The organism is Bradyrhizobium erythrophlei (genome assembly GCF_042430365.1).
GTDB lineage: Bacteria > Pseudomonadota > Alphaproteobacteria > Rhizobiales > Xanthobacteraceae > Bradyrhizobium > Bradyrhizobium erythrophlei.
The window spans coordinates 44,854-68,650 of the sequence record NZ_JBHMET010000026.1; the positions used below are offsets into that span (position 1 = coordinate 44,854).

At 58.8% G+C, this 23,797-nt stretch carries 25 protein-coding genes; 12 read left to right on the forward strand and 13 right to left on the reverse strand.

Annotation, left to right across the window (positions count from 1 at the left end; all coding sequences use genetic code 11):
- Positions 1-264 precede the first annotated feature (264 nt).
- From ACFFWD_RS03470 to ACFFWD_RS03510, 9 genes are all read left to right on the forward strand, one after another.
- Positions 265-1,632 carry a Fic family protein gene (locus ACFFWD_RS03470; RefSeq protein ID WP_376961464.1) on the forward strand — a complete coding sequence of 456 codons (1,368 nt, stop codon included), beginning with the start codon at positions 265-267 and terminating at the stop codon, positions 1,630-1,632.
- A 25-nt stretch (positions 1,633-1,657) separates the two neighbouring features.
- A complete protein-coding gene (locus ACFFWD_RS03475; protein ID WP_376961466.1) occupies positions 1,658-1,864 on the forward strand; it encodes a hypothetical protein in 207 nt (68 codons plus the stop codon).
- Positions 1,865-1,959: 95 nt separating this feature from the next.
- Complete coding sequence (locus tag ACFFWD_RS03480) at positions 1,960-2,112, forward strand: hypothetical protein (RefSeq protein WP_376961468.1); 153 nt, start codon at positions 1,960-1,962, stop codon at positions 2,110-2,112.
- Between the two features lie 1,461 nt (positions 2,113-3,573).
- Positions 3,574-4,692 carry a branched-chain amino acid ABC transporter substrate-binding protein gene (locus tag ACFFWD_RS03485; RefSeq protein ID WP_376961470.1) on the forward strand — a complete coding sequence of 373 codons (1,119 nt, stop codon included), beginning with the start codon at positions 3,574-3,576 and terminating at the stop codon, positions 4,690-4,692.
- Between the two features lie 92 nt (positions 4,693-4,784).
- Entirely contained in the window at positions 4,785-5,021 is a 237-nt protein-coding gene (locus tag ACFFWD_RS03490; protein WP_376961472.1) for a hypothetical protein, read from the forward strand.
- A 792-nt stretch (positions 5,022-5,813) separates the two neighbouring features.
- Positions 5,814-6,047, forward strand: coding sequence for a hypothetical protein (locus tag ACFFWD_RS03495; RefSeq protein WP_376961474.1), 234 nt, complete (start codon positions 5,814-5,816; stop codon positions 6,045-6,047).
- Positions 6,048-7,645: 1,598 nt separating this feature from the next.
- The gene (locus tag ACFFWD_RS03500) at positions 7,646-8,335 is read left to right on the forward strand and encodes a response regulator transcription factor (RefSeq protein ID WP_376961476.1); all 690 of its coding nucleotides are present in this window, start codon (positions 7,646-7,648) and stop codon (positions 8,333-8,335) included.
- Between the two features lie 28 nt (positions 8,336-8,363).
- Positions 8,364-9,815 (forward strand): type II and III secretion system protein family protein, encoded by a 1,452-nt coding sequence (locus ACFFWD_RS03505; RefSeq protein WP_376961478.1) that lies wholly within the window; start codon positions 8,364-8,366, stop codon positions 9,813-9,815.
- 10 nt (positions 9,816-9,825) lie between these two features.
- Positions 9,826-10,491 (forward strand): CpaD family pilus assembly lipoprotein, encoded by a 666-nt coding sequence (locus tag ACFFWD_RS03510; protein ID WP_376961480.1) that lies wholly within the window; start codon positions 9,826-9,828, stop codon positions 10,489-10,491.
- A gap of 55 nt (positions 10,492-10,546) precedes the next feature.
- Here ACFFWD_RS03510 and ACFFWD_RS03515 read toward each other — a convergent pair whose 3' ends face one another.
- The 11 genes from ACFFWD_RS03515 to ACFFWD_RS03565 all read right to left on the reverse strand — a co-directional run bounded on the left by ACFFWD_RS03515 (position 10,547) and on the right by ACFFWD_RS03565 (position 18,994).
- Positions 10,547-11,584, reverse strand: a complete 1,038-nt coding sequence (locus ACFFWD_RS03515; protein WP_376961482.1) for an EscU/YscU/HrcU family type III secretion system export apparatus switch protein — start codon at positions 11,582-11,584, stop codon at positions 10,547-10,549.
- Entirely contained in the window at positions 11,581-12,402 is an 822-nt protein-coding gene (gene sctT / locus ACFFWD_RS03520) for a type III secretion system export apparatus subunit SctT (protein ID WP_376961484.1), read from the reverse strand. The genes ACFFWD_RS03515 and sctT overlap by 4 nt, the downstream gene beginning before the upstream one ends.
- Positions 12,403-12,417: 15 nt before the next feature.
- Entirely contained in the window at positions 12,418-12,693 is a 276-nt protein-coding gene (locus ACFFWD_RS03525; RefSeq protein WP_376961486.1) for an EscS/YscS/HrcS family type III secretion system export apparatus protein, read from the reverse strand.
- A 2-nt stretch (positions 12,694-12,695) separates the two neighbouring features.
- A complete protein-coding gene (sctR, locus tag ACFFWD_RS03530) occupies positions 12,696-13,361 on the reverse strand; it encodes a type III secretion system export apparatus subunit SctR (RefSeq protein WP_376961488.1) in 666 nt (221 codons plus the stop codon).
- Positions 13,354-14,274, reverse strand: a complete 921-nt coding sequence (gene sctQ / locus ACFFWD_RS03535) for a type III secretion system cytoplasmic ring protein SctQ (RefSeq protein ID WP_376961490.1) — start codon at positions 14,272-14,274, stop codon at positions 13,354-13,356. Before sctQ ends, sctR begins: the two co-directional genes overlap by 8 nt.
- A 191-nt stretch (positions 14,275-14,465) precedes the next feature.
- The gene (locus ACFFWD_RS03540) at positions 14,466-15,002 is read right to left on the reverse strand and encodes a hypothetical protein (protein WP_376961492.1); all 537 of its coding nucleotides are present in this window, start codon (positions 15,000-15,002) and stop codon (positions 14,466-14,468) included.
- Positions 14,978-16,333, reverse strand: coding sequence for a type III secretion system ATPase SctN (gene sctN / locus ACFFWD_RS03545; protein WP_376961494.1), 1,356 nt, complete (start codon positions 16,331-16,333; stop codon positions 14,978-14,980). Before sctN ends, ACFFWD_RS03540 begins: the two co-directional genes overlap by 25 nt.
- The gene (sctL, locus tag ACFFWD_RS03550) at positions 16,330-16,953 is read right to left on the reverse strand and encodes a type III secretion system stator protein SctL (RefSeq protein ID WP_376961496.1); all 624 of its coding nucleotides are present in this window, start codon (positions 16,951-16,953) and stop codon (positions 16,330-16,332) included. The genes sctN and sctL overlap by 4 nt, the downstream gene beginning before the upstream one ends.
- Positions 16,950-17,582 (reverse strand): nodulation protein NolU, encoded by a 633-nt coding sequence (locus ACFFWD_RS03555; RefSeq protein WP_376961498.1) that lies wholly within the window; start codon positions 17,580-17,582, stop codon positions 16,950-16,952. Before ACFFWD_RS03555 ends, sctL begins: the two co-directional genes overlap by 4 nt.
- 11 nt (positions 17,583-17,593) lie before the next feature.
- Positions 17,594-18,460, reverse strand: coding sequence for a type III secretion system inner membrane ring lipoprotein SctJ (gene sctJ / locus ACFFWD_RS03560; RefSeq protein WP_376961500.1), 867 nt, complete (start codon positions 18,458-18,460; stop codon positions 17,594-17,596).
- Between the two features lie 9 nt (positions 18,461-18,469).
- Entirely contained in the window at positions 18,470-18,994 is a 525-nt protein-coding gene (locus tag ACFFWD_RS03565; RefSeq protein ID WP_376961502.1) for a nodulation protein NolB, read from the reverse strand.
- A 158-nt stretch (positions 18,995-19,152) separates the two neighbouring features.
- On the opposite strand from ACFFWD_RS03565, the gene ACFFWD_RS03570 reads away from it, so the two are divergent.
- Positions 19,153-19,857 carry a secretin N-terminal domain-containing protein gene (locus ACFFWD_RS03570; RefSeq protein ID WP_376961504.1) on the forward strand — a complete coding sequence of 235 codons (705 nt, stop codon included), beginning with the start codon at positions 19,153-19,155 and terminating at the stop codon, positions 19,855-19,857.
- A 320-nt stretch (positions 19,858-20,177) separates the two neighbouring features.
- Positions 20,178-20,759 carry a hypothetical protein gene (locus ACFFWD_RS03575; RefSeq protein ID WP_376961506.1) on the forward strand — a complete coding sequence of 194 codons (582 nt, stop codon included), beginning with the start codon at positions 20,178-20,180 and terminating at the stop codon, positions 20,757-20,759.
- A gap of 621 nt (positions 20,760-21,380) precedes the next feature.
- On the opposite strand, the gene ACFFWD_RS03580 is transcribed toward ACFFWD_RS03575, so the two are convergent.
- On the reverse strand, positions 21,381-21,674 hold the full coding sequence (locus tag ACFFWD_RS03580) for a hypothetical protein (RefSeq protein ID WP_376961508.1): 294 nt from the start codon (positions 21,672-21,674) through the stop codon (positions 21,381-21,383).
- A gap of 283 nt (positions 21,675-21,957) precedes the next feature.
- Entirely contained in the window at positions 21,958-22,134 is a 177-nt protein-coding gene (locus tag ACFFWD_RS03585) for a hypothetical protein (RefSeq protein ID WP_376961510.1), read from the reverse strand.
- A 508-nt stretch (positions 22,135-22,642) separates the two neighbouring features.
- On the opposite strand from ACFFWD_RS03585, the gene ACFFWD_RS03590 reads away from it, so the two are divergent.
- Positions 22,643-22,993, forward strand: a complete 351-nt coding sequence (locus tag ACFFWD_RS03590) for a hypothetical protein (RefSeq protein ID WP_376961512.1) — start codon at positions 22,643-22,645, stop codon at positions 22,991-22,993.
- Positions 22,994-23,797 lie beyond the last annotated feature (804 nt).

Genomic DNA, 23,797 nt, shown 5'->3' on the forward strand with positions numbered 1-23,797 from the left:
CCCAAGGTCGCACTTTTCACGATCGGCGCACGACGGGCGCAGAACCCAAAGTATCTTCTCACGAATCGTCTCGACGCGGCTTTCGGGGAGGCGCCAACGTCGGATTATCTTCTCACACATCCATCCGCGCATCAGTTTACTGGCAATAGGTCAGCTCAGCAACGCATTGATAGACATGCAATTTATTACCCTTGATATTCTTGCATCTTCTCATATATCATCTCAGAATGGTGATTTGATTATACTCAACAGGTTCCATTAGCAATGGCGACGGCAAAATCTTCTCAACAATCGTCTCATCCCGATCTCGATGAGGCCGACGAGATCCTCCTTGATACGCTTCGCGCGTCCGAGAACGCCCTTTCGGCACAGGAGTTGTCAGCGGCCCTCACCCGGGTCGGGCGCCCTGTAAGCCCAGCTACGCTTGCCCGCCGGCTCGAGCGGCTGATCGCGGAGCGCCACGTCCTGCGCGAAGGTAGGGCTCGCTCGACCCGCTACCGGAAAGACCCCTATCACGACTATTTCTCGTTCCCGCCCGGGAAGCGGCAGCGCGTCGGATACAACGCCGCTGCTCTGAGCAACTACGTCCCCAACGAGACGCGTTGGCTGTCGGAGGAAGTGCGCGCGCGGCTTGAGAAGGTCGGCGGCGGTCGGCGCCGCGATGCGTCGACCTACAGCCGATCGATCGCCCAGAAGCTGCTCGTCGATCTCGCCTTCGCCTCCTCGGCGCTCGAAGGGAACACCTACACCTACCTCGATACGCAGGTCCTGATCGAATTCGGCCAGGCGGCCGAAGGCAAGGACCGCGACGAGACGGTGATGATCCTGAACCACAAGGAGGCGATCAGCTATTTGACGCAGCACATCGCCGACATCGAGATTCTGCCGCGGGAGTTCAAGACCTTCCACGCGTTGCTCTCGCGCGGCCTGAGCAACATGGATCCTCGCGACGTCGGCTCGATCCGGCGCATGCCCATCGACGAGATCGGCGGTTCCGCGTATCTGCCCTTGGCCAAGCCGCAGCGCCTTGAAGAGGAAATGGAGCGCATCGCGAAGAAGGCCAACAAAATCGAGGATCCCTTCGAGCGATCGCTGTTCCTGATGGTCTTCATCTCGTATCTGCAAGCGTTCCGCGACGTGAACAAGCGCACTGCCCGTCTCGTCTGCAACGTCCCCTTGCTGAAGGCGGGCGTGGCCCCCCTATCATTCATGGACATGGACAAGACGTCGTACGTGAAGGGCCTCCTGACATTCTACGAGCTCAACAGGACCGACCTGATCACGGAAGCCTTCGCCGAAGCGTACGAAAAATCCGCGGCGCGCTACGACGCGTACGCGGGCAGACCGCAAGCCGTGCTCGATATCGAATTCAGGCGTCGGAACGACATTTTCAACAGCGTCAAGGCGTACGTCCTGGCCATCGGAAACGGCGAGCAACCGAGCTCTATCGAAGACTTCGTGCGCCAGCGATTCCCCAACGACGATCAGGAGACCCAGGCGCTGCTCGTCGAGATGGTTCGGGAGATCGTCGAGTCGCTCAACGACGGCAATCACATCGCCTACGGCATCAGCCGGCAGGATTTCGCCCAGTATGAGGCGTCAGCTCGTGCCGCGGCCCCGCTCACTCCCTGAAGCGGTTGCTTCCGTCTCGATCGCCATGCTGATGCTGCTCCTGATCGTCGGCATCGGCGGCATGGCGTTTCGAATCATCGGCATGCCGATCGGTGCCGATCATGCGGGTGCCGATCATGATGCCGATCCCGATCATGCCGATCCTGATCTCGTGGTCGACGCGAAGACATTTGAGACGAACCTATTTTTGAATTGCCATGGCCCAGAAGCCACTGAACATGCCAGCGGATAATTCCGCGCTACGAACTGCGCCGGTCGCGCTCGTCCGAACCGCGCAACGTGAGCGAGTGAAGATAGCATTCGTCATCTGAAGCCTCGGAGGCGGCAGTGGCGACCTTTCAGGCATCAGGGGTTCCCAATCCCGCGCCGGATTTGGCGGCACACGTCACCGCGTTCGTCAAGGACGCCAGCAAAGGCATTCCCATCAGCCAACTGGCCAACGTGTCGCCAGCAGTAGTGCGCTTGCAAGCTTTGCGATGAACGGCGTCAGCTTGGCCGTTCGACCAAGGGCGCGCTCGGTATCGCCAAGGCGCTGCACGACATCGCTATAGTCATGCACGACTACTACAAGATCATAGCGATCCGGAACTTTGGATAGCTGCTGTGGTCAGCTGCGCACTGGCGGTTCTTACCGGCACCCTGATGAAAATATCGCTGGTGCAATCGCAGCCGGGCTGACAAGACCGCGCTTCTTCTACGCGAAAAACTCCGCAAGGGCCGATCCTTGCACTTCAACACTGACAGGTACGTTGCCGTTTTTTCCCGAGTTAGGGAACCAAGCTCACCGTCACGGGATTTTTAGTGCTCATCAGATTGTACTGGTGACCACGATGGCAGAATCACTCATTGCCTCCATGCTGGCAGTTGTTTTCGCGGCCGTGATGCTGGTGGCCGGCCAGATCTTTATCACTCATCTTCCGGACCGTAGTGGACCGCCTATTACCTTGGCCGGGCAGTATTGTGTAATGAAAGTGACAGGCGAAACAGTCTGCACACCTAACCGGACTAAGGTGGCAGCGTACATGACGGGCCATAGCTTGCTCCCCGGAGCTGGGGTTTCTATGCGAACAGGTCCGCGCCAGCCGGCAGGGTTCTAGGTGCCGCTCTCGCCGCGGTCGATCGCCAGGCTTCAGGCCAGCTCCGTGCCCAGAAAGTGCAAGTGCGCAATGATTTTCTCGATGTAGACCCCGGCCGTCGTGGATCGGCTCGAAGGCATGGGCATGCTCCATGATCCTGCGGGGGGCCTTCACGGGGTCGGCATAGGGGCGGTCGGCGGAGAGCTTCATCGGCGCAACACGATCTCCAATCCTGGCTAAATGGTACGGCGCGCCCGATCCGGTCATGCCAGTTCGGGACGATGTTCACAGATCCTGCGGTGCCGCAGACCGTGCACACCAAGCGCCAGCCGACGCGCGACCAGGGCTGGCCTTGCGGCAAGGCATCAAGCCATCCGGCCACAACCGCGATGGGTAGAGGCGCACTCTGTACGTCACGGACAGACCTATTGCTTTCCTGGATCCGTGATTCAGCTAGTGTTGATGCCGATAATTCGTGCGTTGATTTGGCGGGGCGGTATGAGATGAGTGCTCTAAGACGAGGCGCATGCATTGTAAGTCAAGGTCGCTTGCTCGGACGAATTTTGCTTCGCGTATGCACCCCGGTTCGTTGTCCTACTGGCCTAGACGCCGGCAGATGTTCACGTCTTGCTTTTGGGCGACGATGCTTTCTGCGGACTCCTCCCAACTAGAAGCTCGGTCTTTCGGCAGAGGCGGGCTGTCTTATCGAGCCAAGGCGGAACTGCTGCTCTCCGGCGCAATCGAGGGTATTTGATGCGCGATCATGACCTTGTCTCCGACTGCTTCCTGGCACTGACCGCGGCCGGGTTCGCGTTGCTCTGCTCGAGCCTACTCGCCGCTGCCTTCACTTTGTGAGGAACACCCCATGAAATCACTTAAGCTGATCGGCCTGGCACTTGGTGCATCTCTCGTTCTCTCCACGGCAGCATTCGCGGAGGACATTACCATCGCCGTCGCGGGACCAATAACCGGGGGCGAGTCCGCCTTCGGTCGGCAGATGAAGAACGGCGCCGAGATGGCGGTGGAGCAGATCAACGCTTCCGGCGGCGTGCTCGGCAAGAAGCTCGCGCTCGACGTCGAGGACGATGCCTGCGATCCCAAGCAGGCGCGCTCGGTGGCGGAAAAGGTCGCCGGCGCCAAGATCCCGTTCGTCGCCGGGCATTTTTGCTCTTCGTCATCGATCCCGGCGTCGGAAGCCTATGCCGATGGCGGCGTATTGCAGATCACGCCGGCTTCGACCAACCCGCTGTTCACTGACCGCAAGCTTTGGAACGTGGCGCGCGTCTGCGGCCGTGACGACCAGCAGGGCCTGGTTGCCGCCCGGTACATCACGAAGAACTTCAAGGGCAAGAACATTGCCATCCTCAACGACAAGACCACCTACGGTAAGGGCCTTGCCGACGAGACCAAGAAGGCCCTCAACAAGGCCGGCATAACCGAGAAGATGTACGATTCCTACAACAAGGGCGACAAGGACTTCAACGCGATCGTCTCGCGTCTGAAGCGTGACAGTATCGATCTCGTCTATGTCGGCGGCTATCACCAGGAAGCGGGTCTTATCCTGCGCCAGATGCGCGACCAAGGCCTGAAGACGGTGCTGATGTCCGGCGACGCGTTGGCCGACAAGGAATATGCCTCGATCACCGGCGCCGCCAGCGCCGGCACGCTCTTCACCTTCGGACCCGACCCGCGCAAGAAGCCGACGGCGGCCGCGATCGTCGAGAAATTCAGGGCCAAGAACATCGACCCCGAAGGCTACACGCTCTACACCTACGCTGCGATGCAAGTGTGGACGCAGGCCGTGGCCAAGGCCGGCACGATCGATCCGAAGAAGGTAATGGATACGATCAAAGCGGGTTCCTGGGACACGGTGATCGGCAAGCTCGAATATGACGCCAAGGGCGATATCAAGCAGCTCGACTATGTCGTTTATAAATGGGACGACAAAGGTGGCTATGCCGAGGTGAACCCGAAGGGTTCCTGACGCATCTCAAGGCGACATGAAAAAGCCCTGATCATCGCCGGAGCGTTTTCTTTTCGAAGCTCGCCATTTGGCGCTTCGGCGGGGCTAGGGCGGTGACCATCAGTCGATTGCTCCAGGGCAGCAAACTTGGACCGGAAGAAATAGAGCGCCTGAAGTCGGCCTACAGACTGGCCCTGCGCAGGCTTTGCTTGGTTGATCGTAACGACCCTATCGCCGAAATCGTCGCAAGGGAGATCATCGAGATCGGCGCAACAGGCGTTCGCGATCCGGCAGAGATCTCCAGGATCGCCGTCGAGCAGCTTGGCATCGGCAGACCGCCATCGGTCTAAAAGCCAGAACTCCGCGCATCAAGCCTTCGCGGCACGCAGTTCTGATCCGTCGTGGGCGTCATCACTCGGTAGGTCGGACGCGCAGCTGAGTGAGTGGCAACTCGGTCCGCCACGCGGTGATGACGTCGATCATGCAGGCGCATATAAGAACCTTGGTTGGGAAAAGAAGAGGATGGAAGAACTTCCTGCGGAGATCGCTGGGCGGTGGCGGATGCACTGTTCTGGATAATCGTCGGAGATGGTGGCGCCGGAGCATCCGAATACATGCGACCCAATTCATTGCCGCACCTGGCGCGATCCTGGCTGCCGAAACCGCCGCCGAAGGCGCGCCGGTCACTATGTCAGCGCGGAAGGAACGGCCAGAGTGCAGCGCTAAGGAGGAGCCGTTGCGGCTGGCCTAAGCCCGTATTTGGGAGCTGCCGACAGCGACAAACACGACTGGGCGACGTGAGCCCCCATCGGGAACCGACGCCCTTCTACTTGCATCCTGTTCGTCGTGCGGCAATCCCCTGTCTCACAATCATTGAAGGATTTCAGGCGTGTTGACCTGCCACTGAACCTTCATCCGGCCGGCGGGAGTCAACAGGATCCAAAATTAAGTTGTATGTGCATCCCTATCGTCACATGGCCTAGTCATATTCATTGTATTCATTGAGGTAACGCCCAAACACCGATTGCGCCGTCAGAACAAAATATGTGGAGGACGCCCGGATGCGACGGACCGTCTCAAAGGAAGACTGGCCAGGCGGTTGGAGGCCAAACGGACGGATTCTACCTTTGTGGATTTGCGCCATGACCCATACATCCCCTCAAACCACACTTTATCCAGTGCTGAAAGGTGCCCTGGACGATGCCGTCCGTATGGTTCCCGAAGCGAAGCGGACATCCTCGTTGAAGGCGTGCCTCGCAGAGAAGGTCTTAACACTAGCCGCCGGCGGTGAAACGAATCCGACGATCTTGACTCGTCTTGCCGTGCTGACGGTGCAGGACTCCTGCCATAGCTGCTACGGATGTGAAGGCTGGTAGCCGATTGCACAACGGCCTCTTCACGCAGAACGAATTGATCGCTTTGAACTTGCAGGTCGAACGCGTTCTCAAGCGTCAGGCGCTCTACAAGTTCGGAGGCACGCGGTTCGTTTGTGCCTTGCCGTAAAATGAGTTCGCTAGGTTCAGACTCAAGATCCGGCCCCGGCCGCACTTCTTTCGACGAGTAGTACTTCCAGAATGGTGCGCCTTTCTAGGAGCGGCTGCTATGTGTTTGCAGTTGTGTTGGTCCAGAGCGCCGGTCCCCGAAGTAAGTGTGTTCGAGCCGCGATTGACGGCAGCCCATCGAGCATCACGGTACCGCCGGCGCAACAGTGCAGGATAATCAATCTGCTCGGGACAATCGGCGATGGAGCCGGTAGCACCGAAGCTACGTCGGCTATCTCTCCATATTGCCTGGAATCAGAGCAACTGCCGACATCATTCCAACAATTTTCGCATCGTCGGCGCTCCAGGAACCCTATGAGCTTTAAGAATTTCTTGAGGAGGGGCTTGAATCATACGTTACGTCAGATTGTAGGCTTTGCGACAAGTCGCGACGATCTCCTGTCGCGCCACAACTTCCTGACAGGTAGCAAGAATTGCGAATGTCTCTAACCTACAAGATCGCGCCGCTCGACTCCTTCAGGCTCTTCGAGCACTCCTCCCAAAGGCATCTGATCGACATAGCCCTTGCGTCGGAGAGGGACATCACCGCCGACCCGCTTACGGCTGGCACAGGAACAGCAGGTCGCGAACAGGGCCGGCCGTCTTCGCTCCGCCCTCGCCCGGCGGTGCGAGATTCGTTTATTCCGCCGCTGTTCGTCGCGAGAGGTGGAGCGCAGGCGCCGCCCACACCACGTACGTGGCAGCGCCGATGCGTCGCCAGACGCAATGGCGGTTCGTTTCCTCGTTGGGATTCAGCATCGAATGCGCTGAACACCTTCCACCGTCGATGTTGCGTCGGTCTTAACTCCTATCGGCAATCAGAACGTTCTTGGATCTAGCCGGGGCGTGTTGGTTGTTTCGTCCTGCCTGGCAGCCTCTGGAGCATCAGCGGGCTGCGGTTACGATAGGCCATCGTCCGTGCAAAACCGCGTCTGTCATAGGCAGGCGACTTAAGGTCGACGTCACATCAAGACCGACCGCGTATCGACGCCAACGTGGGGAGCTGCAAATGGCGATTTCTCGCATCACTTCAGATACAAATGCAGTTATCCTCGCCTACATTTCGGTTATGGCTGGGCGTACTGGCAACATTGATGCTGTTGTCGCGGGTTTGATCACCGGCCCCACGGCCGCGATTGGCGCTCAGCTGCGTGAGGGGGCTGCTACTGGCCCTCTATGCATTAAGCGATTCCGGTCTTCTTGCCGCTACAAAGCTCTCATTGAGCGTCGCCGATGGCGTACGCGATCTCGAGCCCGACGTCGCAGTCGCAGGTCGGCTGACAACGGATCAGATGCGATTGGTCGCTGACCACTATTGCTTTCCTCGACGATCCCGGCTCCGACATTTAAGACCCAGCGGTCATGCCTTCTCATTCGCTGATTTTAGACGGTAATGCGCTCAATCTTGGCGTGACTGGACGAAGGGCGATGAAATGCGAGTTCTCCTGGTTGATCATCATGCGGACTTTGCGCGCGCTGTGAAGGGAGCGCTCTTGAATCTCGGTTTCGCCGTTGATGTGACACGCACTCTGGATGAGGCGGCGGCGGCTCTGAGCTGCGCGAGCTATGACATTCTCCTGCTCGAGTTGATTCTTCCGGATGGTGACGGCTTGAACTGGCTGAAGCAGTTAAGACGCGAGGGGCGTTCGATGCCAGCGATGATGATGAGTAACCTCAACGACCTATGTAAAAGGATCGCGATTTTCAATGGTGGCGCGGACGATTTCCTGCCCAAGCCGGTGTCTACCGAAGAACTTGTTGCTCGCATGCGAGCCATTCTGCGACGATCAATGCAAATGACGGTCCCCGTCGTTAGATTCGGCAATCTGAACTTCGACCCGATCGCGCGGCAAGTCTCAGTTGGTGGTCGACTGCTAAGGATTGCGCGCCGCGAAGTGTGCATTCTTGAACATCTGCTCAGCCGAGCTGGCCGCACCGTGCCGCGAGCGTCACTGGAGGATCGCCTCTATGCATTCGACAACGAGGTCTCCGCCAACGCGCTTGAAGTCGGTGTCTATCGCTTACGCTGCCATTTGAATCAGTCGGGTGCGACGCTCCGGATCAAGACCGCGCGCGGCGTTGGTTACAGCCTTGAATTGAATGGCGCCGCATCCGCCGCGTAGCCAATCGAACTTGAAAGCAACGACTCCCTTGAATTTCCATCTAATTGGGGATGCTGTCCGCAATCGACGGTCGATTCTCGCCAGCGCTCCGAGATCTCTCTCCTGCGTCCTGTGCACCGTCGTTCTGCTATTTCCACTCACTGCCACAGCTCAGATAAAGCGGGATGGTCGCGGGGGACCGCCGCATGCGGCTCCTGCCAGCATCAGTGGTACGCTGAACGTTTCCTCCTCGCAGGGTAAGACCGTTCATCTGCCCGCACCGGCGGCGAGCATCTTTGTTGCCGACCCGACGATTGCGGACTATCAGACGCCGTCGAACACGACCATCTTCGTCTTTGGCAAGAAATCCGGACGGACCAGCCTGTTCGCTTTGAACGGCGATGGGGAGGCTCTAGCCGAATTGCGCGTTGTCGTCACGCAACCAATCGAGGATCTGCGTGCCATGCTGAAGGCTCAGGTCGGGGACTATCCGATCCAAGTCAGCTATACCCCGCGTGGCGCCATCCTTAGCGGTACAGCGCCGAGTGCCGATGTCGTCGATACGGCCAAGAAGGTCACGGAGCAGTTTCTCGGCGCGGATGCCCTGATCGTCAATCGGATCCAGGTGGCGGGGTCATTGCAGGTCAATTTGAGCGTGCGCGTCGCGGAGGTCTCCCGCAGCGCCCTGAAGGACCTCGGGATTAACCTTTCTGCCTTGGCTCAGAATGGCGGTTTTGTTTTCGGTCTTAGCAGCGGCAGACGTGCCGATTTCGGCGCGGCTGGCGGGGGCGGCACGGTGGGTGTGAGCTTTGGCGCCGGCAATATCAACGTCAGCGCTGTTCTCGACGCGCTCGCCAATGAGCAGCTCGCCTCGGTGCTGGCTGAACCGAATCTTACCGCGATGTCCGGCGAAGCCGCGAGCTTCCTGGCCGGCGGCGAATTTCCCATCCCGGTCCTGCAGGACAATCGGCAAGTGTCGGTCCAATTCCGTCAGTTCGGAGTCAGCCTGGAGTTCGTTCCGACCGTTCTCAACAACAATCAGATCAACGTGCGCGTGAAGCCCGAGGTCAGCGAACTATCGAAAGACGGTGAAGTCAAGGTCAACGGCATATCCGTGCCTGCCCTTTCTACGCGGCGTGCCAACACCGTCGTCGAGCTCGCCAGCGGTCAGAGTTTCGCAATCGGTGGGCTCATCAGACGCACCTTCAATACTGACATCAGTACGTTTCCTGGGTTGGGTGATGTGCCGATCCTGGGAGCGCTTTTTCGCTCCTCTTCATTTCAAAAGCGAGAGACGGAGCTGGTTATTATTGTCACGCCCTACATCGTGCGGCCAGGAACTACTCCGAGCCAGATGAGCGCCCCCACCGAGCGCATCGGACCGCCCTCAGACGCGGGACGGATTTTGACGAACACCTTGGCAAGCCCGCCGCGAGACCGCGGCGCTCCCCCTACCAGCGCGCCAGGCGCGACGGGCGGCGCCGGCTTTATCATCGAATGAGGATCGCCGAATGAACCTGAGAAAGGCGTGCCGTCTGATTGCCCTGACGGCAAGCGTCGGCGGTTGCACAAGCAGTGCGCCGATCTATGTTGGGCCGGCTGAGCAAGCGATCCACGTGGAGCAGGAGAGCCGTGTCTTGCTGTTACAAGGCGTTGGTGCCACCGAGCGATATCGTCTGCGGGATTTTATTGCGAGTGCGAGTCGTGGTCGGCGAGATGCGCTCCATCTCGATGTCACCGGCTCGCCTCGGCTCATCGCGCGGGTGGCCCGGGAGGCTCGGGCAATGGGCGTCGCCTCTTACAACATCCGCCTGTTCGGCCCCCACATCGATCAACCCGCCGGCTTGGCAGTGCGGGTTGAGGCGATCATCTATGAGGCACATTCTCCTGTCTGTCCGTCGCTTTCGATCATTGGTCCTGCGATTAACGATAATTCTTTCGACCAGACGCTTGGCTGCTCGACCCGCAACAATCTGGGAGCCATGATCAACGATCCACACGACTTGCTGGGCAATAGATCTGTCATGGCAACCAATGGTGATCGGGCGGCCGTTCCTCTTGCCACATACGGGGGCTTCGCGCCGCACGACAAAGGACACTTGGAAGGGTCAACTAACAACAGGGGCTCGCCGGACGCCCCGTCGGGTGGCATGAGAGACGTCCAGCCGTCTCGATAGTGGGCGCTGCAAATCGCAGCCCTAAAGATGATCTTAAGCAAAAGCCCGAGACGATCTAAACAAGCCCAGCGGCGTAGAGTGCCTTTGCGACCGCCTCGAAATACTGGGTAGGAACGGCGTTGCCGAGCCTGGCTTTGCGAATGAGCTGACGTGCCAGGATGTGGTTATCCGCGATGCTGAGGCCCAGCGCGCGCGCCTCAGCAAGCAACCGTGAAGCAACTTCGCCCTCCCCACGGCAAACCAGAACCGGAACGCCGGTCTCGCCCCGAACGTAGCGGAGCCCAATCAGCGTGGCCCGCCCCCGCAATATCAATGTAGCGCGATGAACGCCGAGCGGAGCTTCGTTCGCAGTCTCCTGCCGGAGACGACGATGTTCACCTTTTATCTGCGGGTTGCCTTGCTGTTCCTTGGTCTCGCGCTTCGCCTCGGTCTGCGTCATGCGCATGTCCTGCAAAAACAACCAACGCTGGATCAAGAGATCGGTCACTCCGCCGATCAGAAAAGCACCCGCGGCAATCCCGATTAGCAGTTTGAGCTCCGTGAAGACGAGGCCGAGACAGCCCAAACCGCAGATTGGCATGTATACCAGCGCCTTCCAACTTGCGACAACGGCAAGGAAAAAGCACGCGCCAAGGGCGAACAGCTTAACTAGCGTCTTTCCAAGCTCGATGAGCGAACGCTTAGACGCAATCCGCGTCAGTCCTTTGATGGGATCCAATTTCTCGAGCTTTGGTTTTAGCGGCTCTAAAGAAAAAATTGGTCCACCATTGGCCAAGAAACTGGCCAGAATGGCTGCGGCGACGACAGTCCCGAAGAATGGCCCGACCGTTGCCATAGCAAGTTCGATCAAGCCGCCCAGCGCCTGCTGGACCGCACTATTGAAGGGCTGCTCCTGGAGTTTGTCGATTAGTCGCACCGCTTCATGCCACTTGTCTTCGATCGGGCCCGCTCTTGACCAGAGGTAGCCGAAACCGGCGCAAGCGCTGACCGCGCTCACCAAATCTGCGCTGCGCGGGCTCTGCCCCTTCTTGCGCGCGTCCCGCAACTTCTTGGGGGAGGGAGGGAGCTTCTTTTCTTCGCTCGTGCCGCTCATCTGAAAAGCTTATCGATATGCGTGAGCGCGCCATTGGACTGGTTGATCTCCGTTCCCACGTATTCAATGAGATAGACGGTATAGCTGACCATGATGACCCCAAAGGCGACATTCTTGATCGTCGGGGAGAGATCGTTCAGTTTGATTTGCGGAGCAAAGCGCAAGAGCATCATGACCGACACATCAATCAGGAGCAGCAGAGCGAGCACAGGCCCAGCGACCAGTAGCGTCGTATGCATGATATGATCGAGAAGCGCTAGAAATTCTATTGCTCCTTGCACAGTCAGGGCCGGTAGTAGCCGATACACGGGCCAGATCAGATAGCTGCCATAAAGGCTTCTGACCATTGTCTGCAGGCCTCCTGACAGAACGAAGATCGTGACCGCCGTGATGCCGAGAAAAAGGCCCGTCCCCGAAGCCTGGCTGCGCGTTGCGGGATCGTCCGGACCTACCTGACTCGAAATCCCCCGTTGGGTGTCGATAATGTCACCGACCGCCTGGATGCTCCATAGCGGGATGCTGAGCAGGAAGCCGACCAGCAGGCCGACGAACGTCTCCTTCAAACCGAGCAGGGTCACCCTGATCAGACGTGTGTCCGGATCTAGCGCGTGTAAGCCGTCCTTGATTTGCATCAGGCATGGTAGTCCGATCGCAACAGCCAAGCTTCCGCGGATCAGTCCGCCAATGTGCGGCCGAGTAAAGACGGGAAGGACCAGCATGATGCCCAGGGGGCGCGCCCCACAAAGGCTGGTTGCGACGAGCAGTTCGATGGCCCCCTGGATGAGATTTTGCGTATCGATGGATGATAGGCCATACATCTAAGGTCCGGTCTGCTAGTGCCTCGCCGTGAGTGCGGGAAATTCAGAGAATATCTGCTCGGCTTGTTGGATGAGCGGGGCGCTCAGCACCGAAGAAAATAAAGCGATCACGGCGACAACGACCAGAAGCTTGACGGTAAGTGGCAAGGTTTGATCCTGGAGCTGCGTTGCCGCCTGGATGATGCCGATGCCCAATCCGACAACCAGGGCTGCGACGAGTGGTGGCAGAACCCAGATCATGAAGAGTAAGAGCGATCGGCTCAGGTGAGTGAGGATGCTGGCTTCGCTCATGTTCAGCCTCCCGGTGTTGCGTAACTTAATACTAGGCCGTGCATGAGTCGCGACCAGCCATCGATGGTGACGAACAGAAAGAGCTTGAAAGGAACTGATATCACGGTCGGGGACACCATCGACATGCCCATGGCCATCAAAATCGTCGTTACGATCAGATCGATAGTAATAAAGGGAAGATAGAGAAGAAAGCCGATTTCGAAGGCGCGCTTGAGCTCCGAGATCAGGAACGATGGTACGAGGATCACAAAATCGTCAGCCGTGGCGTTGCCGCGCATCTCCTCAGACCAGACATGTTCGGTCGATGACAGGAAAAACTGGCGCTGCTCTTCGTTGGTGAACTTCTTGAGATAGGCGCGCAACGGCTCCCGGCCCTCTTTAGCGGCGGTGACCCAGTCATCAAACGTTTGGTAGCGAAGTTGCAGCTCGGTGATGCGGTTATAGGTCTGCTCAAAGACTGGGGCGCTGACGAAGACGGTAAGGATCAACGCCGCGCCGTACAGAACGATGTTCGGTGGAATCGACTGGGTTCCCAGCGCGTTGCGAACGAGGAAGAGAACGACGGAGACTTTTATGAACGCGGTTGTTGTGACGACCACGAACGCCAGCAGGCCGAGGCCGACTGTCACCGCAAGAAGCGCCAGGATGTCCGGTTGAACGTCACTCATCGACCGTCAACCTGCCGCGCAGCCTGATGGCCAGCTCTTCGCCGACACGTACGATGTCGCCACGGCCGATATGTCGACCATTGGCAAGGATATCGATCGGGCCGTCAGGGGACCGGCCAAGCTCGAACACGTGCCCTTCGTTGATACCTCTCAACGTTCCCAGCGGGATAGGCCAGCGGCCGCATTCGAACACCAGCGTAATCTCAATGCTGTCGAGATCGGCTTCAGACGGCGGTGGCTGCGTTTCGGTTTTTTGCGTCATATGTGCACACTTCAGGGGGTGGGGTTGCAGGCGGAACGGCCCCCGCAGGATCAGCCTGTCGCCCGCAACATCTGCCGGGGCCCATAACGTGTCTGCGGTGAGGATAGCCTGGCCGCGGGCAAAGGAAATTACGTCCGGCAACAAGGCGTCCCCTGCATGTGCTTGACGAAGAAGCGCGACCGTAACGCGGAGCGAGCCGATCTGTCCTGTAACGATGACAGGCAAGTCTTGGGAAAGCTTGCGCGTCTCTCGCGGCAATCGGCCGAGCAGCTCGCCTAGCACGCAGAATGCGGGCGGCACCGGACCATCGAGAGCCGGGAATAGGAACAGGCGCGCCTTGCCGGTTAACGGACCGTAGGCGACGTCGAGTTCCAGATAAGGACCTAGCACTGTTGCCTCGTCCATGCGGATAAGCTGCACACTGCGCTGTGACAGGGTCTCCAGTCGAGCGAGCAACGGTTCAAGCGCAAGTTCGAGAATGAGCGAACGAGTTGGGTCGGAAGGTAAGCCAAGGCCACTCTGCACTGTCGAAATCAATGTTTCCGCAAGTGGACGGGGCAACGACAAGATGACCGTTTCGTCTCCGACGCTCCAGACGCAGTCGAGCATCGAATCGGCGGAAGGCTCCGGCCGCCAGACAATCCGGGTCATACGCACGGATAGCAGCCTATCACAAAAACGGCTTTGCAGAGGCATGCGGAAAGTTGCGATCTCGTTGAGCCACGAGAGCACAGCGTGAGACAGAGTTAGCGCCGGCTTGAATGGAGCGTGTCCGCACAGGGCCCTTACGGCAGGCGTTTCGACAAGGCGGCACGCTTGCGCCAGCATAAGAGAACCAGGCATCAGATTGAGCCGTCTACGGTCTGGGTACGCGAGCCACTCCGATAACGAAGCAAAACCTCGTCATCGGCTTCGGCTTCAGCTGCGGCCTCCGAATGGGTATTGGTCGCGCGCCGAACGTCGCAATCAATCTCTTGCCATTTGAGTGAGGCCGCCGAACAGCTGGCCCAGTGCGACCGCGTCTCGGACATTGCTTCCTCGGCCTGCTGTTGAGCGATGCGCGCCTCGTCAAGTGTCCGCTGCGCCGATGCGATTGCAGCTGTGAGCCGCGCAACGGCGAGGTGGCAGCGACGATCGAGTTCCACGACGGGCAATCCATCAAACGAAGCCAGCTCCCGGTAAAGCTCAACTTCTACCCTTGCGCGGTGTTTTTCGGCGCCTGCAAGATCCTCGAAAGCGTGTTCCACGGCCAGAACCGCGACGCGGCGCTTGGCTTCCATGTTGGACAACTCACGAAGAGCGCTCCGCTCTCTCATGTCTTTTACGAGCCGCAATTTCGACGCGTGAACGGGATTTATGCGGTCAGGCGCGATATCCATGTGATGGTTTCCTCGAAACTGGACGCCTCGTCTTGGCCCTGGCACAAGAATTTCCGCAGGTCGTCGATCGAGGCGATGGCCCGATCGGTCAGCGGATCGCTGCCTCGTTCGTATTCGCCGACCTTGATCAAGAACTCGGCCTCAGCGTAGCGCGAGAGCAGATCACGGAAGAAGGATGCCGCCTTGCGATGCGGCGCGGATACGACTGCATCCATGACGCGACTGCGGCTCGACAGCACGTCGATAGCAGGAAATTGCTCTCGCGCCGCCAGAAGGCGTGAAAGAACGATATGACCGTCGAGAATCCCGCGCGATTCTTCGGCAATTGGATCGCCCGCACCGTCACCCTCGACAAGAACGGTATAGAAGGCCGTGATCGAGCCGCGCTCGCCCATGCCGGCTCGCTCCAGTAGACCAGGCAACATCGCAAAGACGGAGGGAGGAAAGCCGCGTCGGGTCGGAGGCTCTCCTGCAGCAAGGCCAATCTCGCGCATGGCGCGACTAAAGCGCGTCAATGAATCCATCATTAGAACGACGCGCAATCCTTGATCGCGAAAATACTCGGCGAGTGCGGTGGCCATCTGAGCACATTGCGCCCGCTCCATTGCCGAGCGGTCGGAGGTCTCAACGACAACGACCGTGCGGCGGAGGGCGTCACCAAGATGGCGCTCAATGAATTCACGCACCTCACGTCCGCGTTCGCCTATTAGCGCGACTACGGTGACATCGGCGGCTGCGCCTTTTACGATTTGCGACATTAGCGTCGACTTGCCGCACCCGGCGTCTCCATAGATTCCGATCCGCTGGCCCTCGCCACATGTCAGAAGCCCATCGAGGACACGGACGCCGAGCGGAAAAGGCCGCTCGATGGTGCGTCTTGTCATTGGGTTGGGAGCTCTCCCGCGCAGCGGCCGGGTTTGAGCGGTTTTGATTGGGCTCTTGCCGTCGAGTGGGCGACCGAAGCTGTCGATCACCCGACCAAGCAGATCGGGGCCGACCGGCACTTCATGCATTCGCCCGGTCGTGACCACTTCTGCGCGGCTGGATAAGCCTGTCATGTCACCGATCGGCGTGAGCAACACTCCGTCCTGCAACAGACCGATTACCTCGGCTTCGAGCGACCATCCGGTGCGGGGATCCTGTAACAGGCAAAGTTCCCCAATACGTGCCTCTGGCAAAACGGCATGGAGCAATGTACCGATCGCCCGCGTGATCCGTCCGCGCACGGCACGCGTGTCGATATGCTTTGCTGTCGATTTCAGGGACGATAGCGCGGCATGAAGGGTCTTTTCGCCAGCCGCATTGTCATAGGCAGGTTGTGGCGTGGTCATGGTTCACGTTCCTGAGAAGACGAACCAAGGCCGAGGCGCAGGCTGCGGAGCTGGGCGGCAAGTCCTAGATCGACATTGCCAAATTCGCTCCACAGAACGCATTGGTCCTGCTCCACCGCCGGATCCGGCTCAATTTTAACTTTTGGCCGGCCGTCCCGTCCGTCGTACGCAGCGAGCTCGCGCGCCAGTACATCGGCTTTCAAAGGAGACACATGAAGACACAGTTCCGCGCTGCCATATTTTTGTTCTATGGCGTGACGAACGGTCCTCATCAACGTCTCGCCCGGATCGAAGGTGCCTAGTAAATCGTTTACGATCTCAATGACGAGCTGTGGCAATTCCTGCTCCAGAACGGCTTTTCGTCGCGCCACCTCGGAAGCAGCCTGAGCAACCAGTTGCGCCATTCCCTCCGAGCCGGTCTGCAGGCCCTCGGAATGGCCGCGCGCACGCTCCCGCTGATAGGCGTTGCGCGCCCAGCTGCGAACCTGCTGTAGATACCGCTCTGCTAGCGCACGCGTCTGTACGGCGTCGTACCAGATCTCAAGCTCCGCCGCCGGTATCAACGGACCGAGCGGGCGTATCTGCGGGGCTCTTGGCAATGCTGGGTCATTGGCTGTCATGCCGAGGATGTCTCCGTCGCCAAACGGGCCATCACCAACGAAAGCAATGGGCCCGCAGCATTGCGGTGTTCCGTCGCTGGCTTCTCCGCGGCAGTCCCGATGGGCAAGCGTAGAAGAACGCGGGTACGGTCAAGCGCCGACGCCTCGCCGAGCCAAGCGCCAAGGCAGGCATGTCCATCGTGTTCAATCTGTCGCGAAAGCTGTTCCGGATCGACAATCGATGTCGTCGCGACAGCATTGGATAAATGCCGGATACCGAAAGCATGCGCTTCAGCACCGATCATTCCGATCAGAATTGAGAGGTCATGCCTCGAAACCAGCTTCAGCACCGAACGGGCATGCCAGATACTGCCGGCGAGCAGGGCAGCCCGGCGCGGATCATGTCCGAGCAAAAGGTCCCTTCCCCAGCCGCTTCCGTTCGAGACCAGTTCACTGCCAAGCAGCAATTCGGCAAGTCTTGCCTGCAACCTGGGATTCTTCTGCAGTTGAAGCAACGTGGACGCTGACAGGAGCGCATCAAGATGCGCGGCAAAACGGGTCGGGTGGATCAAGGCAGCAAGCTCGCGCAGGCGATCGAACGGTGAGTTGAGCGAACGATTGGATTCGGTGGATGTCATCGATACCGACATTAGCACCCTGCCTATGTCGCATCGGAGATCATCTTTTTTCCGCCCGCTTGAACAGCGGGCAGATCCGAACGTCGGCCGAACTTGATCAGCTTGAGCGATGATTGCCCGAGCTGACGCATTCGTGCGCTCAGGAACGCGCAAGATAGAATACCGAACGCCGCGCCAGCCCCGCCGACCACGAGCGCAAGCAATGGCGTCGAAATCGATTTGGGGGCCTGAGCCGAAGCACCTGCGGACGCTGGCGTTTGCTGGAGCGCAGCCCGCTCGACCGGCACGAAGACGACCGCCACCTTGTCATAGGATAGTCCTTCGATGCTGTTGGCGACGAGCATCTTGATCTGTGGCAGCAAAGCTGAGAGCTTCGTATTAGAGTTATGTCGGATGAACACCGATGCCGAGGACGGGGTAGCGTCCTGTCGCAACAGATCGTTCTTCGGCAGAACGACATGGACACGCGCGGAGAGGACGCCATCGATATCGCTAATCGTACGCGACAATTCTTCGCTTAGGGCATAAACATAACGCGCACGCTCCTCGGTCGGCGAGGCAATCAGGCCCGATCCTTTGAACACCTCGCCGAGATTCTTAAAAGGTTGGCGCGGCAGCCCCTCAACATTTAGCAGATCGATCGAAAAAGCTAGCTGCTTTTCTTCGACCTGAATCGTGCTGGTCCCGTCCTTAGCGACAACACGGGCCGCATCGACACCCTTGCTAAGGAGGAGCGCAAGCATCTCGTTGGCTTCACGCTCCTGAACTTTGGTGTAGAGATCGGCCTTGCAGCCGATCAGCAGCAGGAGAAGCGGCAGCACAGCAAGAACATGAAACCGCCGCGCCGACGGGCGGCCACGTCCGATTTCACTATACTTCACGACAGTCATCAACGTCGCTCAGCCCGCCGACAGCAGCTTGTTCAGAGATGAGCTGACGGCGCTGGTGCTCTTGGAGACGAGCGAAACTTGAATGACGTCTTTGTAAACATCGCGCAGATTCGCCAACATCGATTCGAAATTTTCCACCCCTTCCGCCTTGCCAGCCGTACGCGGTCCAACGTCTTCCGCCGGCAAGAGGGGCCGCGCGGCCGGCCCAGGCTGGACATCCCTGAGAGAAGCCGACACGCTGCCGACCGCCGCAGATGGAACCGTATCGCTCCGATACATTGCGGAAAGACTCTGAAGGACGCGCTCGCCTGGCGGACTCGCCTGCGTGACTACACGTTGAAGCTCCGACACCGACGGAACGAACGCCGCCCTATCTGCGGATGAGGAGGCGGCACGCTGATCCGAAGCCGCTTCCACAAGACCTTGTTGAAACTGAGTCAGCTCGCCGAGGACTGTCGGCGAGCAGGCCTTGGTGAGACATTCGACCGGACTGGGAGAGATCGGCGCAGCGCCAAACATCATGAAAGGGGTCATTACTCTCCTGAGATGAGACCAGTCGTTCGTTACCGATTAATGGATCAATATCATAGAGAGGCGAGCTGACGAAAACCTGACGAACATGCGCTGACAGCGTCACCTAAAGATCATTTTTGGATTCCATGTTGAGGCGAGTTTCAGTGTGAGACCCGGGAATGCTCATCCGATCCACGATGCTGTGCGTTTTGAAGAGAGTTCTATATGTCGGATTTTTCATTTTCCTCGGAATTGTTCGGGCTCTCGGCGCTTCCCTATCGCTGCCTTCGACACCTTATAGCTATACGGTTCTCGATCAGGACCTCTCTGCGACGTTGCAGGAATTCGGCAACAACCTCCACATCAGAGTCAACGTCAGCGCCGAGGTGAAGGGTCGGATTCGCGGGCGGCTGTCGGATCTGCCACCGCGAGAGTTCCTCGACCGTTTGACCAACCTCTACAATCTTCAATGGTACTACGATGGGCTCGTGCTTTACATATCGGGAGCACACGAGGCGCAAAGTCGTTTGCTTGTGTTGAATTCGATCACCTTCGATGCATTCAAGACGACTCTCGACGCACTCAACATCTCCGATGAGCGCTATATCGTGAGACCGGCACCGGGAGATGGCCTCGTGCTGGCTTCTGGTCCACCACGCTTCATCGCGCTCGTCGACCAGACGCTCAAAGGCCTAGTCACGGAGGCGCAGGCGCGGCGAAACCCCGCCGTCCTCGAAAAGCCGTCCAGGGAATCGGTTTTGATGTTGTTTCGTGGCTCCTCGACCACGGTCGTTCGCGATGGACGACTGGAAGGCCCTTATTCTTCGGAGGCACCGCAGCACAAGGACAGCATCACGCGCGAATCTGGACCCGGCCAGAGATGACTCGAAAATACGGGGCAGCTTACGGCGGAAATCAATGCGGTCCTGTCGGCGTGAATCCTTATGCCCGTCAGCTTCTCGAAAGCTAAACCTCCCATCATGAGAGCGCGGATGTCTGGACGGCGATGCCGCCCGGCGACCGCAATCGACGTGCACCTCGGGGCACTCGATGCTCGACCCGAAGCGTGGTTGGCACCATTTTGACGGTAGCTCGCAGGGTCGCTCAACGCGAGCCTGCGAAATAGTTCTCCGCAGGTCGCAATACGATTGGCCTTCGTCGAACAAGGGCTCGAGCCGCTCCGTAATCTGAGAGGATGGACAGGATGGATTTCAACCCAATAGAGCCAGCGAACACGAGCCCACGGTCCGACGCACCCCCGCCCCCCGATTCAGCGGGCTTTGAGCACGAGCTGAGCGCGTTGCAGGCGCTGGCCGAAGCCCCCGATTTCGATCAGGATCGGATTTGGCGGGAGGTCGACCCCGAGCCATCCCAGGCAGGGCCATCCCGAGCCGCGGAAGCCTCCGATTTCGGCAACGATCCGATTTGGCAGCACCTTGAACCCGGGCTGGTGCGTGGTGGGCCATCGCAAGCCGGCCCGTCGCAAGCAGGGCCGTCGTCGTCCGCCGGGACTGGGCGGCCAGAACTCGGAGATTTCGTCCTGCAAAACGGGCGTCGCGCCAAGGAATACTGGGTCTTCACTCGCCAGACAGCCACAGTCGATCAGATCAACATGCTAAGCAGCCGCGGAGTCCTGCCGAGCAAGGATACCCCAACAACAACCTTCACGATGCTTGGCGTGCCCCACACAGCCGAATGGCGAGAGGAGGGGTTTATTTGTCTCACACCGCAGCTGGATCCTAGCCATTGGCCTGCAGGCTCGGGTGAAGATTCACCCACCGGCTAGGTACCAAGCCCAGCCTACCGCAGGGGCGCGCCCCCGCCGATACATTGACGTCGCCAACGCAGAGCGCTTGGCGACGCTCGCTCTGGCCGGCGTACTTGTACAATCTCATCGATGAGTGCATCCAGGGATCTCGCTAGGTCGGAAGAGCCGAGAGTGGCGCGGAACAGGATGAAAGCGAGCACGTCGACGGAGCGTTGAAGGAACCCTGAACGTCAGAAAGGCGACGTAGCGACAGCGTTAATGGCAATCATTGGGCCGGCTGCCGCTCCGCTGTGCCTTTCAGTTTTGCGGCCAATTCGGGCGGCGTAGGCAACTTCCCGACCACCACCTCTACAACGAACTCGGTCCAAACTTCGCCGTAGCCATCATCCCCAGGCCGCACCGACGATCTGCCGCTTGAGCTCGGGCTAATGCCAAGTATCCATCCAGGCTCCGGCTTAATGCCTCCCCGCGTGATCGAGGGTCCCTGCGGGGCTTGTGCCGGCAAAGCTCCGCGACCCAAGCCTCGCTCACAGCCATAGCGGGCACCCACCAGTGGTGCTCCTAGCAGAGCTTTCAATTACCCAAAACCTAGGTCACGCGGGCTGATCCGCTGATCGATGAAATCTTGATTCGAAAGAATCACTTGTGATTCCTTGCTGATAATTCCTTGCTGAGCACCTGATCTGCGCGGGGATCTCTATGGGGCTGAATTAAGGGTTCGATCGGCAAAAGGCTATTTGCGATCCTTGAAAGATGACTGATCGAGAGATTAGTGGATGCGAGTTTAGGGACGCGCGGTTGAGCGACGGCTTCCGCCAGCTGCTCACGCAGATTGAAAGCGCCATGTGACAAAGCATGCCGCTCGTCTGCCAGGATTGGATAGCAAGGCGCCTGCTGCTTCTTCTCTAATGACCGGGTCAGCGGCGCAGGCATTCTGACCGAACAATTCCAATCGACAGGTGATCGTTCCGTAGCCACTTAAGGTCTCGCTCTTGTACTGCACGACACAACCGAATTTAGCTGTCAACGCGAAAGATCAGAAGCGATCGGCATCACCAAGAGCATAAACAGTGGACAGGACGGGTCGCCTCAGATCCCACACGGCTTGCCACATCCTGATACATTCGAGCCTCGCAGTGACAATCGAGGGTGTGGCACTAGCGTTGGCGGCAGCTAAGATCTGGATCCGGAAGAAATTCAAGGGACCGGCCGCGGCTCAAAAGAAAATCAATCCGACGACCGGATTCCCATCGAGATAAAGGAAAGCATCCGGTATGAAACTCCCAAGCAATCTACGCAACTCCTGGATCATCCGGGACGATGCATCCATATTGGCGATCGCGAAAGTAACATCTACAAGCTCTTCTGCACAACCCAGGAGATCGAAACTCATTTCCTGATCAGGACCTGCGTCGATCGCCTGGCAGAGACTGCGACCGAAATCTGCGTGCTCGATCGCCTCGTCAACGACAGATCAAAAGCAAGACAGGAAACACTTTCGCAATGCGTCGCCATTGGCTCATTGTCATCCTTCTGAGACTCGTCAGCTTCTTGAAAGCTAATCCTCTTAGCATCAGACGGTAGCCTTTAAGACGATCGTGTCTTAGGTTCACAGAGGAAAGGAGAGTGCTATGGACTTCAATCGAATCAACGGTGGCGGGTCCCCACCAATGTCCCCAGGGTCCTACGTCCTCACTCAGGAGGATGCCGATCTGTTTCGACAGGCATTGGGGGAATCGTCTTCCAGTGCTGGGGGAAACCCCGCAGCCGGCCATTCTGAGCTCTTTGATGTCTCACATGCCACTCCGCGGAGCTTTTCTCACGGCACCCAACGCGCGCCCAGACAGCTAGCGGACGCGCTGTTCCACTTGGGGCTCGCGCCGGATTCGGACCAGCCGCGGATGAACTACAATATCCGCGGTGAGCACTACACGGGGGAGTTGGGGCCCGGAGGGGCCACTGACATTCGTCTTACGCACCATCCCCGCGCTCGAAGTGAGCAGGTGAATGAAGCCGGGCCATCGTCTGTCAGAGCATCAGCGGGTCAGCGGGTGCTCGATTTCGGCGACATCTTCCCGCTCAACCCAAGGAGCCACGTGCAATGGGCCACGTTCGGGCTGATGGACGCACTGCGCGAGGCGAATCTCATGCCGACTGCGAACCGCTCCACAATTGTCAACATCTGCCAACGGCCCTACATCGCCGAGTTGGTTGAAGGGGCGGTTCGTCTCACGCCGCGGGCAGGCCAGTAACCGCGGGGGTCTGAACCAACGCGGTTGGTACCGCGAGCGAGTAGGCTGGAGGAGTTCCACCCCCCGCCTCTCGCAGAACGGTGCGCAGGTCTTTCGACCCGTACCGCTTCCATCAGGCAAACGTGCCGGCTATGCTGAACTACCAATGGACGAGGGCTCGCTTGGTCCCGGACCGGTCGTTGCAGAGACTGGCTCCTGATTTTGTGGGCTCTGCATCGTCCACTGTGCACCACCCGTCATCGACATACCGGACACCACGGGACGTCAGGATGTGTCCGGGCCATCCAGAGGTCAAATGGGATGGTAGAGACGAGCCTTGAAGCGTTGGCATCTGCGGAGCCTCCCTGTTGCTCACGCTTTCTCGTCAGTGCCTCACCGAGCCGGCATAGCTTCCTGGACTCGCCTCCCCAAGCGGAACCCGGCCTGCGGATTTGGCGAGCAGGCCGGCACACTCTCACCACCCGCCTCTCATAGATCCCAGCGTGAGACTTCGATCCCAGCGTGAGACTTCGCCTCAGTTGCACCGCAACCACTGGCAAGTCATTGGGGGCGGGAGCTTGCAAGCAGGCGCGCGGCCGCCGCGTAGGCAATCCGCTTCATCTTGATAATTCCCTCTCGCTGGTTGAGCGAATGCAGAATAGACGACGCGTGTTCGCCGAATGGCAGATCCGGCGCGCCGACCTCCGAAAGGATGATGACTGCGGGGACGGTCGAGCGAAAACATGGTTTGACAGCCTCATGCAAGTTTGAGCGGCCGTCCTTCTCAGACCGTCAGGTTTTCGAAAGCTACGCCTACTAACCTGT